This is a genomic window from Nocardia sp. NPDC004340 (genome assembly GCF_053602575.1).
Genome location: NZ_JBSGDW010000020.1, coordinates 1 through 13,824, shown reverse-complemented (window position 1 = coordinate 13,824; position 13,824 = coordinate 1). Strand labels below are relative to the sequence as shown.

At 68.9% G+C, this 13,824-nt stretch carries 12 protein-coding genes and 2 tRNA genes; 5 read left to right on the top strand and 9 right to left on the bottom strand.

Annotation, left to right across the window (positions count from 1 at the left end; genetic code table 11):
• Positions 1–8: 8 nt before the first annotated feature.
• Both ACWEOI_RS35070 and ACWEOI_RS35065 read left to right on the top strand, forming a co-directional pair.
• Positions 9–494 (top strand): FKBP-type peptidyl-prolyl cis-trans isomerase, encoded by a 486-nt coding sequence (locus ACWEOI_RS35070; RefSeq protein WP_357097191.1) that lies wholly within the window; start codon positions 9–11, stop codon positions 492–494.
• Positions 495–644: 150 nt separating this feature from the next.
• Positions 645–1,694, top strand: coding sequence for an AraC family transcriptional regulator ligand-binding domain-containing protein (locus ACWEOI_RS35065; protein WP_452362355.1), 1,050 nt, complete (start codon positions 645–647; stop codon positions 1,692–1,694).
• A 12-nt stretch (positions 1,695–1,706) separates the two neighbouring features.
• Here the strand turns inward: ACWEOI_RS35065 and ACWEOI_RS35060 are convergent, their stop codons facing one another.
• The 6 genes from ACWEOI_RS35060 to ACWEOI_RS35035 form a co-directional block, all read right to left on the bottom strand.
• Entirely contained in the window at positions 1,707–2,459 is a 753-nt protein-coding gene (locus ACWEOI_RS35060) for an AraC family transcriptional regulator ligand-binding domain-containing protein (RefSeq protein WP_452362354.1), read from the bottom strand.
• A 578-nt stretch (positions 2,460–3,037) separates the two neighbouring features.
• A complete protein-coding gene (locus ACWEOI_RS35055; RefSeq protein ID WP_452362353.1) occupies positions 3,038–3,730 on the bottom strand; it encodes an LppP/LprE family lipoprotein in 693 nt (230 codons plus the stop codon).
• 83 nt (positions 3,731–3,813) lie between these two features.
• Positions 3,814–4,032 (bottom strand): hypothetical protein, encoded by a 219-nt coding sequence (locus ACWEOI_RS35050; protein WP_452362352.1) that lies wholly within the window; start codon positions 4,030–4,032, stop codon positions 3,814–3,816.
• 102 nt (positions 4,033–4,134) lie between these two features.
• The gene (locus tag ACWEOI_RS35045) at positions 4,135–6,837 is read right to left on the bottom strand and encodes a LuxR C-terminal-related transcriptional regulator (protein ID WP_452362351.1); all 2,703 of its coding nucleotides are present in this window, start codon (positions 6,835–6,837) and stop codon (positions 4,135–4,137) included.
• 80 nt (positions 6,838–6,917) lie between these two features.
• Positions 6,918–7,433, bottom strand: a complete 516-nt coding sequence (locus ACWEOI_RS35040; protein ID WP_452362350.1) for a hypothetical protein — start codon at positions 7,431–7,433, stop codon at positions 6,918–6,920.
• 149 nt (positions 7,434–7,582) lie between these two features.
• A complete protein-coding gene (locus tag ACWEOI_RS35035; protein WP_452362349.1) occupies positions 7,583–8,611 on the bottom strand; it encodes a fatty acid desaturase family protein in 1,029 nt (342 codons plus the stop codon).
• Between the two features lie 352 nt (positions 8,612–8,963).
• Between ACWEOI_RS35035 and ACWEOI_RS35030 the strand changes: the two genes are divergently transcribed.
• Positions 8,964–10,562 (top strand): GMC family oxidoreductase, encoded by a 1,599-nt coding sequence (locus ACWEOI_RS35030; protein ID WP_452362348.1) that lies wholly within the window; start codon positions 8,964–8,966, stop codon positions 10,560–10,562.
• A 4-nt stretch (positions 10,563–10,566) separates the two neighbouring features.
• Here ACWEOI_RS35030 and ACWEOI_RS35025 read toward each other — a convergent pair whose 3' ends face one another.
• The gene (locus ACWEOI_RS35025; RefSeq protein ID WP_452362347.1) at positions 10,567–11,658 is read right to left on the bottom strand and encodes a DUF6236 family protein; all 1,092 of its coding nucleotides are present in this window, start codon (positions 11,656–11,658) and stop codon (positions 10,567–10,569) included.
• 243 nt (positions 11,659–11,901) lie between these two features.
• Between ACWEOI_RS35025 and ACWEOI_RS35020 the strand changes: the two genes are divergently transcribed.
• Positions 11,902–12,822, top strand: a complete 921-nt coding sequence (locus tag ACWEOI_RS35020; RefSeq protein WP_452362346.1) for an SGNH/GDSL hydrolase family protein — start codon at positions 11,902–11,904, stop codon at positions 12,820–12,822.
• A gap of 5 nt (positions 12,823–12,827) precedes the next feature.
• Here ACWEOI_RS35020 and ACWEOI_RS35015 read toward each other — a convergent pair.
• Positions 12,828–12,898: transfer RNA gene (locus ACWEOI_RS35015), tRNA-Gln, on the bottom strand.
• Positions 12,899–12,906: 8 nt separating this feature from the next.
• Positions 12,907–12,982 (bottom strand) — tRNA-Arg (locus ACWEOI_RS35010).
• A 400-nt stretch (positions 12,983–13,382) separates the two neighbouring features.
• Here ACWEOI_RS35010 and ACWEOI_RS35005 point away from each other — a divergent pair.
• A complete protein-coding gene (locus ACWEOI_RS35005) occupies positions 13,383–13,745 on the top strand; it encodes a DUF397 domain-containing protein (RefSeq protein ID WP_433672309.1) in 363 nt (120 codons plus the stop codon).
• Positions 13,746–13,824 lie beyond the last annotated feature (79 nt).

Sequence of the window (13,824 nt, the reverse complement as noted above, 5' to 3'; positions counted from 1 at the left end):
GGTCACCCATGTCGATCGCCGCTGACAAGGTCGTCTCCATCGAATACACCTTGACGGCCGACGACGGCGAGGTGCTGGACACCTCCGTCGGCGACGAGCCGCTCATCTACCTGCACGGCGCGGACAACATCGTGCCGGGCCTGGAGCAGGCGCTCGAGGGCAAGAGCACCGGGGACGAGCTGACCGTCGTGGTCGAGCCCGAGGACGGCTACGGCGACTACCTGGCCGAACTGGTCAGCAGCGTGCCGCGGGACATGTTCGAGGGCGTCGACGAGCTCGAGCCGGGCATGGAGTTCCATGCCGAGGCCCCGGACGGCGAATCCCAGATCGTGGTCGTCCAGCAGGTCGACGGCGACGAGGTCATCATCGACGCCAACCACCCGCTGGCCGGTCAGCGGCTCAACTTCGCGGTCAAGGTGGTCGACGTGCGTGACGCCACCGCCGACGAGCTCGCCCACGGCCACCCGCACGGCGACGACGACCACCACCACTGATCCTCCGCCGGGTCGGTTCGTCACGAACCGGCCCGGTGAATCCTCTGAATTCCGGTGCGGCCGACAGGGTTCGTTTTTCGGCCAATCGGCTGATGTCGCCCCCGGATCCCGCGGTCTGTGACTACGTTTTCGACAGCAACGAGTGGTCCTGTGCGCGCGGCCGGAGGAATCTTGGAGACCACATATCGCCTGTCCCTGCACAGGTTCGCCATTACCGAGCTGACGGCGAACGGGTTGGATACCGACTGGTTGCTTCGAGAGGCTGGTATTCCACACTGGTCCATGCGCGACGGGGACATCCAGGTCCCCAGCCCGGCCTACGCGCGCCTGTGGGAGGTGGCCGCGCGCGCCCTCGACGATCCGCTCGTCCCCGCCCGGCTGGGCTGCCGGTTCGCCCTCGGCGCGGGCGGGCTCTGCGACTACCTGTTCTCCACCTCGGCCACCATCGGGGAGGGCCTGGCCACCGTCGGGCCGTTCATCAGCGATATCACCACCAACCACCGGCTGTCCCGCACCGAGGAGGACAACGGTGACATCACCTTCGGCTTCGAGATCATCGAGGGCGACGACACCGCCCGCGACCTGACCCACCTGTGGGCGGTCGCCTCCCTGCCCGGACGTGCCCGCCGGGTCGCGGCGGGGCCGTTCGACGCGGTCGGGGTCCGACTACGGCAGCGGGCCCCGCGCAACTACGCCGATCTGCACGACCTGGTCGGCACTCGGGCCATCGAGTTCGGGGCGTCGGACGACTCCATCACCTTCCGCGCCGCCGATATGGACATACCGCTCACCACCGCGGACCCGGTGCTGCGCGCCATCCTCGAGAAGGCCGCCGCCACCGTCCCCCCGCCGCCACCGCTGGCCAGCGCCTGGGTCGATCAGGTCTCCGAGGCGCTCGCCGAAGCCCTCGTCGCGGGCGACGCCTCGCTCGCCACCGTCGCACGACGACTCATGGTGAGCCGCCGCACCCTACAGCGCCGGCTGACCGAGGCGGGCACCACCTGGCGGCAGGAACTCGACCGCGCACGGCTGGAACGACTGCGCCGCGCCGACACCGTCGGGCAGCAACTGGGCCGGGCCAGACAGGCCGAGATCCTGGGATATTCGGGCCCACAGGCGATTCGGCGGGCCGCCCGCCGATGGGAGTCCATCGCCGAACGCCGTGTCTCGGACGGATCCGTGCTGGCGGGACGTTCCTGACGCGCACCGCGATCAGCGCCACCCGTAGCCGTCGTCGAAGCGCGTGCGGGTCGGGTGGCGGGGCGCTCGGCCGTCATCGCGGACCGCGTAGAGGCCCGCGAAGCGTGGATTCGCCTGCGGCATGGGCATATCCAGCAGCAGCGGGTCCAGGACCAGCACCGTGCGGGGCGCCTCGAACCGGAGGTCGCGGACGCCGAGCACCACCGCGATGCCCTCGTAGACCGGGTCGGCGGCCACGGTGGTCTCGGCCCGCTTGATGGGCTGCCGCATCTGCACCGCGTCGCGCTGCATGCTGACCAGGGCGCCGATATCGTGCTCGAGGGCGAATCGCCGGATTTCGACGGGCAGCATGGAATCGTCACGCACCAGCTCGATCTCGTCGCCGCGCGTTTCGATGGTGTGGCGGGCCAGCGAGCAGGACCGCTCGGCGAACCGGATGGCCACCTCGAACGCCTGCCGGACCGTGGGCTGACTCACGACCGCGCGTTCGACCGCGCCGATCTGCGGGGGATGGCAGGTGAGGCCCGCCATCAGGCCGAAGCCCGCCTCGTCGCCGATGCCGTGCACGATATTGCGGATCACCGCCACGTGCTGGGTGAAGGTGACCTCGGTGCCGGGATTGGCGAGCTGCACGTCGCGGATGCCGGTGTGCCGCAGGATCGATGCGATCGACAGGCCGCGGCCCAGCGCGAAATCCACCAGTAGCGCGGTACTGGAGATCGGGCGCATTCGATACCGACGCTGGGCCGGCCTGTGATTGATCACCGGTGTCGCCTCTGGTCCTCGGGATTGCCACCGCCGCCGGGCTGACGCATCGGCGGAACGGTTGGAGGTCTCCGGGTACACCCGCGGCGCGGCCGGTGCGCCCGGATCCCGCTTCCAGCTTCGTGAATCGCGGGCAACACGGCCAGCCCCGATTGCGCCAAGGCTCCGCTGATTGCGCCATCCTGTGCCGACGGGCCTGGCACGAATGTCCGAAATTGGCACCCGCGGGCCGGAAATCGATCTTCATCGGGGCTGGTTCCGGGAGTGATGCGGGTGCGGCGGTGGGGGAGCGGTGCGGTGCACCGGGGTGTCGCCGGGGCGCGCGAAGTTGTCCCAATACCAACGTCTCGTGACCGAAAGCGCACTGGCGAAACGACTTCGGCAACTTTATAGTTATTTCATCGCGCAGTGATCGATGAACCCCCGCCGGACAGCCCGAGGCGACCGCAGGTAGGTATCGAAACCTGTTGCGGTACACCCACGTTCATCTCCCGCACGGTCCGACTGGCCGCTTACGGAGCCCTGCAACCGGAGGGTCTGTACCTGCGGACGTCGCGCGCTGATCGGCGCGCCCGGGCTCACTTGGGCGCGATGGCCTGTGCGGGGAAGTCGCGGTCGGGCGTGACGCTGTGCCCGTCGGATCCGAGGGTCAGCGTCACCACGGACGGGCCGCCCGACGGGCAGCAGTTCGCGTCGTTCCCCGTCAGCCAGCGGTACTGCACCTGCACCGTGCGATCGGAGGATCCGACCACGCTCGTGTAGGAGGTGGACCGTTTGGTCGCCGTGCCCAGGTAGCCGTCGTGGTTGAACAGCATCACATGCCAGGGCGAACTGGCGGTGCCGTGCGGAGTCCCGGCCCGGACCCACAGCAGTGCCGGGCAGGAGCCGACGGCCGCGTCGGTGCCGCTCTCGGCATAGAACCCGTCCCCGCCCACGCCGCCGCCCAGCGTACCGAGCGCCTGCGTGACCACCGGCGACGTCAGACTGACGCACCGGCCATTGGCCGCGGTGGCGGGCGCGGTGTCCGCCGGCGGCCGCGAATTCCCTTGGGACTGAGTCGGATTTTCTTGAGGCTGAGTCGGATTCCCCTGAGACTGCGGCGGATTCTCCGGCGACTGCGCGGGCGCCGTGGCCGGCGCGGATCCCGCCGCGCTGACGGTGGTGGCGGGCGCCTGCGACCCACCGCTGGGCGTCGTCACCTGGTCCTGGCAGCCGGCCACCGCCAGGCTCACGGCGGCGGCCGCCGCGACGATTCCGATGATTCGTTTCACGAGTGGTCCTTTCAGATGAGAACCCCGGGCCGCGGGGCCCGGGGTTCCTCGATCGATCGCCTGGTCCGCGACCGCGATATCGCTCAGAAGCAGTACGGGAACTTGCACTTGCCGGGCTCGTTCGGCCCGAAGATGGCCGCGATCAAACCGTTGATCACCACGTCCGCGGCAGCGGACCCCGTGCTGATCGCCACGTCCTGCACACCCGCGACCGCTTCGGGCTGTGCGGCCTGCGCCGTCGCGGTCGCGGGCGCGCCGATCAGCACGCCCGCCGCGAGAACCACCAGAGACTTTCGAATCATGTTCCTACCCTTTCGCCAACCTGACGTCGACAGTAGGAATCGAGGTACATGGGGTCCATCGGACGAATGCCCTATTTCTTGCCGATAGGGGACCCGTGCCGGTCACAAGGACGTGTGCCGGGCCAACTCGACGCGTTTGCTGACGCCGAGCTTCGGAAAAGCCCGGTACAGGTGGTGGCTCACGGTTTTCGGGCTGATGAACAGCTTGGCCGCGATCTCCTTGTTCGTCGCGCCGGCCGCGGCGAGCCGGACCACCTGCAGCTCCTGCGGCGTCAACGTGGCAGTCTCCGCCGCCGGGGGAGTCTCCGGCCGTTGCGCCAGATCACCCGCGGCGCGTAATTCGTTGCGGGCATGCGCCGCCCACGGAATCGCGCCGAGCCGATCGAAGGTCTCGACCGCGGCGCGGAGCTGCGTCCGGGCCTCGCCGATGCTGCGTTCGCGGCGCAGCCACTCGCCGTAGAGCAGCGCCGTACGGGCGTGGTCGTACCAGAGTCCCTCGGCGGCCAGCAGTTTCAGCGCCCGCGCGTAGGCGTCGCCGTCGGAGTGCAGCATGGCCTGACAGCGCACCGAGATCGCCTCGGCGAAAGGCGAACCCAGTGCCGCCGACCACCGATCGATCTCCTCCACCGCATGCGTCGCCCGTTCGGGCCGGCGTGCGCGCACCGCGGCCTCCACCAGATCGCGCAGCAGGTGCAGCCAGTGGCCGCGGATACGGTTCGGAATACGGTGCAGGGTGTCGAGGCGGTCCAACGCCGGTTCGTAGCGCCCGTGTCCGAGATCGACCAGGGCTCGGGCCCATTCGTGGTTGACGTGGTTGATGAAATTGTCCTGCCCGTGCGGTTGGCGCGGGTGATCGAGCAGTTCCAGGCAGCGCAGCTCATCGCCGCGAATCCCGGCGATGAGCGCGAGATAGCCTTCGCCGAAGCCGATCTCGCCCAGCTGACCGATGTCCCGGGACACCCGGACGGCGTGCGCCAGCTTCTCCTCGGCCTCCCACAGCCGGCCCAGCATCAGATCCGCCGCACCGGCGTAGATGGCTCCCGTCGAGAACCGCCCGACCTGGCCATGACACTGGGCGGCGCCCGAGAACCGCTGCGCCAGCGTATGGGCGTCCTCGAGATCGCCGATCAGCATGGCCTGCCCGGTCGCGGCCAGCATCAGCGCCGGATCGTCGGAACGATGGCTCTCGGCGATGGTGGCCCGGATCCGCGTGACGCCCTCGGCGAGCTCGCCGGAATGCAGATTCAGTGCTCCGTCGAGCGCGCGGAGGAACGACGACCGCTGTTCGGGCGGTAAGCGCAACTCTGCCAGGCGGGTGCGCGCGTGGTAGGCGGTCGCGGGATCACCCAGCACCCAGGACGAGCGGGCCGCCTCCATGAACAGTGGTCCAGCGCGCTCGGGTTCGACGGCGGCCACCTCCTCGGCCGCCGCGAACAGCGAATCCTGCGACCTGCGCAGGTCGCCCTGTTCGTACGCGATCAGCGCCTTCGCCCAGCCCAGCCGCGCCCGCTCGTCCGGAGCCAGCGGCAGCTGCCCGGCCGACCGGCCCAGTTCGCCGGCACGCTGATAGGCGCCCGCGGCAGCGGCCCACTCGATCGCCAGAAGTATTCGGCGGTTACGGTTTTCGAGATCCGTGGTCAGGGCGGCGGCCCGCTCCACGGCCGCCGAGGCCGCCGAGTAACCGGCTCGATCCACAGCGCGAAGCGCCGCCGATTCCAGCAGTGCCGCGACCTCCTCGTCCGGGCCGACGGTCCCGGCCGCCAGATGCCAGGCGCGGCGATCGGGATCATCGTCGGACGCGGCGGCCAGTGCGGCGTGCACGGGCTGGCGCTCGGCGAACGACGCACCGTGGTAGACCGCCGCCCGCACCAGCGGGTGGCGGAACCGAATCGCCTGCACGGTAACGTCGATCAGGCTCGAGGCCTCAGCCTCGGCGATGCCCGCCGGATCGACGCCGAGGGCGTCGAGCACGTGCAGCACCAGTCGCAGATCACCGGCCGTCTCCGCCGCGGCCGCCAGCAAGGCGGTGCGCGACGCGGGCGAGAGTTCCGCGATCTGCTGCCGATAGCCGCTGGACAGCCGATGCGGCAACGGCAGCGGCCCGACCGGCAGCGCGTCCAGATTCATCCGCGGAAACTCCAGCAGCGCAAGCGGATTCCCCGCTGCCTCCCGCAGAATCCGTTCCTGCATGTCCCGCCGCAGCCCCGGCCAGTTGTCGGCGAGCAGCCGCGCCGAGGCCGCGGTATCCAGCGGCGGCAGATGCAGGTCGGGCACGCGCGGCAGGACCGCCTCGACGCGGCTCGCGAACAGGATCACGATGCCCTCGGCGCCGAGCCGGCGCGCCGCGAACCGAAGTGCTTGCGCCGAAGCGGAATCCAGCCACTGGACATCGTCGACCGTGCACAGCACCGGGCCGCCCTCGGCGAGTTCGGCCAGCAGCGACAGGGTCGCCAGACCGACCAGGAAGCGGTCGATCGGCTCGGTGGCGACCCGCAGCCCGATCACCGCCCGCAGGGCATCGGCCTGCGGGCGGGGCAGGGCGTCCAGCGGGAGAGCGTCGGCATGACCGCCGGCCGCCATCAGCAACTCCTGCAGTCCCGAGAACGGCAGCTCCGAATCGCCCTCCACGCCCGCGCAGCGCAGGACCCGCCAGTTGCCGCCGGTGAGCTCCACCGCGCGGTCCAATAGCGCTGTCTTCCCGCCACCCGCGTCGGCCACGATCTCCACCGCGCCGCTGTGGCCGTCCGCAGCCCCGTTCAGCAGAGTGCTGATCCGCTGTTCCTCGTGTGCACGGCCATACAGCATGTCCCCCAATCTATATGGCTCTGCTATCGCCTCGGCGTCGGTGGCACGCAGGGCACGGTGTTCGCTGCTGTCGGCCGCATCTATTGCCGTGCCAGCGCGGCGGTGAGCCGGCCGCGGGGTGGGAGATAGCCGCCGCGCGGAGCGTTCGCCGAGCTGAAACGAACCCCGCGGGGCTGGGCGGGGGCGGGCGCGAACGGCGAGAGAATCGTTGCCCAGCCATCGAACCGGTCGCGATCGGGCGGGGTCGCGTAGGCGGCCGACGGCGGCGCCAGCGGGCCGAGCAGGGGATTGGCCGCTATCAAGCGTGATTCGACCGCGGCCGCGAAAGCCAGTTGCAGCACTGCCCTTTCGGCTCCTGCGGCCAGATCGGCCGCATCGGTGGCCGGGTCGAGCCGGTAGGCGGCCCGCAACCGGTCCGGGGTCAGCTCGGCCGCCGCCAGGCCGCCGAACCGCCGCGCCAACGCGTCCACCTGGATTCGCATGTCCCGCAGCCGCGCCGCGCCGAGCATCGCGACGATATCGCCGCGGGTCAGCCAGAACATCAGCACCGACTCGACCGTGACCACCGGATCGGGGATCTGATCGAGCGCTGCCATCGGTTACTCCTGATCATCGCGGTTGTCCGGACGCCGTCTTCCGGACTGTGCTACGACCGGGCAAACCGATCGTCCCGGGATTCTCGCAACCGGAACCGCGTTCCATGACCGAATTCAGACAATTGACCAGTTCTGTCGGTGGCGAGTGCCTAACGCACCTGACGGCCGACGTCGTTCAAGTGGCCCAGAGCCTGCGCGTAGGAGGTGAGGAACGAGGTTTCGGCGTAGGGGATGGACAGTTCGGCGCAGAAGTCTCGCACCATCGGCTGGGCGTCACGCAACGCGGAGCGGGGCATGGACGGGAACAGATGGTGCTCGATCTGGTAGTTGAGGCCGCCGAGCACGACATCGACCAGCGCGCCACCGCGGACGTTGCGGGAAGTGAGGACCTGGCGGCGCAGGAAATCGGTGCTGTCGCCCTCGGGGAGGACCGGCATGCCCTTGTGGTTGGGGGCGAAGGTGCAGCCCATGTAGAAGCCGAACAGGCCCTGATGGACGGCGATGAAGACCAGCGCCTTGACCGGCGACAGCACCAGGAACACCGCTGACAGGTAGAGGACGGCGTGCGCGGCCAGGAACGCGCCCTCGCGGACCTTGTTCCGGATCGGCCAGGTCAGGATCGCGCGCACGCTCGAGAAGTGCAGGCTGCCCGCCTCCAGCAGCAGCATCGGGAAGAACAGCCACGCCTGATAGCGGAAGATGAAGCGCCGCCAGCCTTTTCCGGTGACCGCCCGGCCCGCGGAGTGGGCCAGAATGCCGCCGACATCCGGATCCTCACCCTCGGTATTGGGGTGCGCGTGATGGCGATTGTGGTTGCTCGTCCACCAGCCGATGCTCACCCCGGTCGCCAGATTGCCGACGAACAGGCCGAACCAATGATTGGCCCGCCGGGTCCGGAAGACCTGCCGGTGCCCGGCGTCGTGCCCGAGGAACGCGACCTGCGCGAACGCCACCGCCAGGAACACCGCCGTCCCCAGCTGCCACCAGGAGTCGCCGATCGCCGCGAACGCCGCCCAGCCCAGCGCGAAAACACCAACGGTGAGACCGGTCTTCCACCCGTAGTACCGCAGTCGCCGTTCCAGCAGGCCCGCCTGCCGTACCCGCCGCATCAGGGCCGCGTAGTCGCTGCCGCGCGCTGGGTAGTCGCCGTCGCGGGCGGGCGTGGGTGCGGGCGTCACCGGGGCGAGGGTCTGTTCCCGCTCCGCCGGGCGGCGTCGTTCCGTGAGGATTACCAAGGGTTCTGCACATCCTGCTGTCGTGGTGCGTGGCGGGCCCGCGTACCCGGCACCAGGGTGCCGCGCCGCGGCCACCATCAGATGAACGAAGGCGCGAGGCGGCGACACAACTGCATGACGGTTTCGCGACCGCCAGGTGGTCTTCGGCGCCGGAGCCGATCCGGATGTGACAGTACTGTCGCCGTGATCCGGGCTCCGAAACGGGTTCCTGTGCGGCCGCTTTCGAGTATTTTCGCAACACATTCTAGTTTCGCGGCCCGGACGGGACGAGACTTGTGTGGCGGAAGGGCTGATCATGGCTGCTACGGACTACATCGTCATCGGCTCCGGCAGCGCCGGGGCCATCATCGCGCGCCGGCTCGCCGACACCGGCGCCACCGTCACCCTGTTCGAGGCGGGCCGCTCCGACCGCTCCCGGCTCATGCGCAAACCCGGCATGATCGGCCCGATGCACAGCGTGCCCCAGCTCAAGAAGCTCATCGACTGGGGGCACTACACCGTCGAACAGAAGCACGCGCTGGGCCGCAGGATCCCGCAGACCCACGGCAAGGTGGTCGGCGGGTCCAGCTCCGTCAACGGCATGGTGTTCGTGCGCGGCAACCGCCGCAACTTCGACGACTGGGCCGCCGAGGGCAACACCGGCTGGTCCTACGAGGACGTGCTGCCCAGCTTCCGCAAATTCGAGTCCTTCGAGGACGGCGCCAACCAGTTCCGCGGCGACTCCGGCCCGATCAAGGTGATCCGGGCCCGCGACCTGACCCCCGCCTCCGAATCGTTCATGCAGGCCTTCACCGAGACCACCGACCTGCCGCTCAACCCCGACTACAACGGGGCGGAACAGGAAGGCGTCTCGATCCTGCAGCAGAGCAACAGCGACGGCCTGCGCTCCAGCACCTCGGTCGGCTACCTCGACGACCGGCCGAAAACCCTGACCGTGCTGGCGAATACGCAGGTCCTGCGCATCGTGATCGACAACGGCCGGGCCGTCGGCGTGGAATACCGCACCGGCAACGGGACTGAGATCCTGCACGCCGACCGCGAGATCATCGTCAGCGCAGGCGCTTTCGGCTCACCCCACCTGCTCATGCTCTCCGGCATCGGTCCCGCCGACCACCTGCGCGCCTTCGGCATCGACGTCGCCGCCGACCTCCCCGTCGGCGACAATCTGCACGACCACCTGTTCGTCCCCATGTCCTTCGCCATGCCCACCGCCCTGCGCCGCTCCTCCCCGGCCTACTTCGCCCGCGCCTTCGTCCGGGAATCGTTGCGCAACAACACCACCTGGCTGGCCCGCAGCGTCTTCGAAGCCGTCGCCTTCCTGCGCACCCCCTACACCACCGGCATCCCCGACCTGCAACTCCACGTCCTGCCCTGGAGCTACCCCGGCCCCAACCAGGACGCCCCCACCCGCCACATCCCCGACCCCCGCCAATCCCTCACGATCATGGTCACCATGATCTACCCCCGCAGCCGCGGCACCCTCCGCCTCACCTCGGCCGACCCCACCGCCGCCCCCGCCATCGACCCCAACTACCTCGCCGACCAGAACGACCTCGACACCCTCGCCTACGGCATGGACCTCACCCGAGAAGTCATGTCCGCCAAATCCATCACCCCCGCCGTCGACACCGAAATCTCCCCCGGCCCCACCTACCCCACCCGCGCCGACCTCGCCGCCGAGATCCCCAACCGCGCCACCACCGTCTACCACCCCGTAGGCACCTGCCGCATGGGCACCGACCCCCGCGCCGTAGTCGACCCCACCCTCCGCGTCCGCGGCATCGACAACCTCCGAGTAGCCGACGCCTCGATCATGCCCAGCATCGTCGGCGGCAACACCAACGCCGCCACCATGATGATCGGCGAACACGCCGCCTCGATCATCCTGCGCTGAGCGGCTATCGACCGCGCCGCCGCATCCGGTCGATCAGCGACCGGCCCGACAGCTCCTTGTCGACCGCCAGCAGGTACGAGACGGGCGACTCACGGTGCGCGGTGCGCCGGGCCTTTCGCCGGTCCGCCACGTAGGACCCGACCGCGAGCGCGGCCCCGCCGACAATGGTGGCCGGAGTCCCGGTAGCGAGACCGACTCCGAGTAGCCCGCCCGCCGTGGTCTTACCGACGTCGACCTTGATCCCGAGCAGCCCGATGCCGGATTCGACGCCCAGCGCGCGCAGCGCGCGACGGAGCTCGTCCAGTTGCGGCTTGGTCTTGCCGTTGTAGACGCTCTGCAGGTGCTTCTCCGCGGCCACCGGATCCTTTAGGGCGGCAATGGTTCCCAGTTCGTCGGACAACGACGCGACATGAGCGCGGAAAGCCGACAGCTCGCCGCCGTAGCGTTCCCGGAAGGAGATCAGCGTGCTCAGTGGAACCGCCTCGAGATGGTCGGGCCGGATGGACGCCTCGACCGCGAGATGGATGTACGCGCCCTCGACGTCACCGATCGCGGGCACCTCCGCGTCCTCGTCGAGCAGCAGTTCGTACAGGCGGTCCAGAGTGCCGACGGCGCTGTGGGCGTCCACATCATCGGTGGCCGGGGCCAGCGCGCGATGCCGCGACACCACGTCGGCCAGAGCGGTCAGATAGATCCGCGCGAGCGCGGGATGCAACCCGACATAGACGGCATCGTCCTCGTCGACGACAACGGCCAGATCCGCCGCCTCGAACGAACTGAGCAGCGGCGCAGCCATCTTCGGCCCGGTCTGCCCCGCGTGCACCCACCGCAGGCCCGGGTAGTCGGCGCGCGGCCCCGATATCGCCCGCGTGCCGGAGGCCTCCTCGACCGCCTGCTGCCAGGAGAACCGCTTGCGCAGATCGTCACCACCCAGGTCCACGATCTCCCGGAACACGTCCGCGATGGCCACGAGCTCGTGTGGCGAAGGCTCTACTCCGAAGAGGAAGTCCGTCTCCGCCCGCAACTGCGTCACCAGATCGGAATCCACGTCCATCGTGAGCCGCGGCTGAATCCGTCCGACCGAGTCCCAGGTCAAGATGGCGAGCTTCAGCCAGTTTTCGTTCCGGAAGCGCATCCACGGGTAGTACAGGGCTCCTCGGCCCTGGCCAACCACAAACGCTGGTCGCATCCCTCCGGTTGGCAGCGGGTCGTCGACTGGATCGACGAACTGCGAATCGAAACGTCTGGATTTCGGATTATTCGTGATCGAACCTCGGGGCTCCCGTCGCGCGGTTACAGTGGGCGTTTCGATTCGGATCGGTGAAGAGGTACACGGGTAGTGAAGAGTTCGGCTCGGTTGCGGCTGGTCGCGGCATCCACGGTCTGCGGGACCGCCGCGGTGCTCGCCACGATGGCGCCCCCGGCCACGGCGGAGACGCCCGACGGCAAGTCGCTCGTGACGATCGGCGATTCCTTCTCCGCCAACGGCCAGATCCTCGACCTGCTGAACGCGGGCGGCGACCCGGACTGCAAACACGTCCCCACCTCGTGGCCGACCCAGCTGGCCCAGCGCCTCGGCCTGTCCCCGGACGACGTCGAGGACACCTCGTGTCAGGGCGGCACCATCGACACCTCCGGCTGGACCCTGGTCCACCAGGTCAAACGCGCCGCCTCCGACAATGCCTTCGGCCCCCGCACCCGAGCCGTCACGATCCAGCTCGGCATGAACGACGCCTGGGGAACCGACAACCCCGTCGCCCTGTCCCGCGCCTACTCCTGCCTGATCGATCTGAGCAACGGCTGCGACGTCGAAGCCGCCGCCGAGGGCCGCGCCCCCGACCCGGCCACCATCACCGGCCAGGCCTACGCCGACCGCGTCCGCAAGGCCGTCGAGTACATCCGCTACTACGCCCCGAACGCCCAGATCATCTTCGTCGGCTACCCGGAGATCCACACCCCCGGTCAAACCTCGGCCTGCGCCGGGATCCTCGGCATCGACGCCGTCCAGCCCCGAGCCGGAGCCATCACCGAGTTCCTCGACCACATGGACACCGCCCAACGCGAAGCCGCCGCGATCCTGAAGGTCACCTTCCTCGACTCCCGAGCCGTCACCGCGGGCCACGGCGCCTGCACCCCCGACGCCTGGGTAGCCGGCGCCTTCGACCCCCGCACCGAACTCCTCGGTTTCCCCTGGCACCCCACCGCCCACGGCGACACAATCCTCGCGGCCGCCGTGCAGCAGAAAATCGCGCAGGGCTGATCGAGCTGAAGCGCCAGGATTCGAACCTGGATCGGCGGAGTCAGGGTCCGTCATGCTGCCGTTACACCACGCTTCATCGAGAGTTGGTGTGCCCGGGAGGATTCGAACCTCCGGCCGCCTGATTCGTAATCAGGTGCTCTTTCCGCTGAGCTACGGACACGTGGCCCCGCGCGGATGTCGGCGTTGACATCTGCTCTGCGCTGAGGTGCGCGGGGTGTGAAAAGAGGGGTTTACTCGGAGTGGCCTGAATGGGTGGAAGAACTCAGGCGTTGCTGCGGATCCGGCGGAGAGCGGATACGCGGGGTGCGCGCCGGAGCTGGGCGCGGCGGGTGGTCCAGCTCTGCTGGTGAAGCAGTGGCTGTCGTGCCATTCCGGTGCCCTCCTCTACGGTCGCGTCGTGATTGTTGAGATGACGGTAGCAGCGCGAATCCTGGTGGTAAACCGAATTATTGACGCTGACGTGCCTCGGGTCGGCGCAGCGAGCCTGACCAGCGGCGGACAAGGTTGGGGGTGCGTGGAGGCATCAGAATCTGTCGGTGGGTCGCCGTAAGGTTGCGTGTATGAGCATTTCGATGCGCCGGGCCGGAGGTCCGGATGAATTCAGTTGCGTGGCAGGTGGTTCGGATAGCACTGTGTTCGGCGTCAGCGATTCGCGTGCAGGGTCATGGGGAGTGGCCCTCCGGGGGGAAGGAATGAATGTCATGAACCGCAATGTGGTTCACGGGGAACGTCGGGGTCCGAGGTTCGCCAAGAGCAGTTTCAGTTACGGTGGCGGCGACTGCGTCGAGGTCGCATTCCACGAAGATCAGATCGCGGTGCGTGATTCCAAGGATAGGCACAGCCCGACTTTGTGGTTCACGAAATCCGAATGGCGCGCGTTCACCTCGGGTGTGCGCGCCGGAGAATTCGATTTCGGCGAGTGACGTGTTGGTGGTGTCGCAGCGAATTCGCTGCGACAACACCACCCCCACCGGGGGCCGACCCCACCACCGCCGCAGGGAA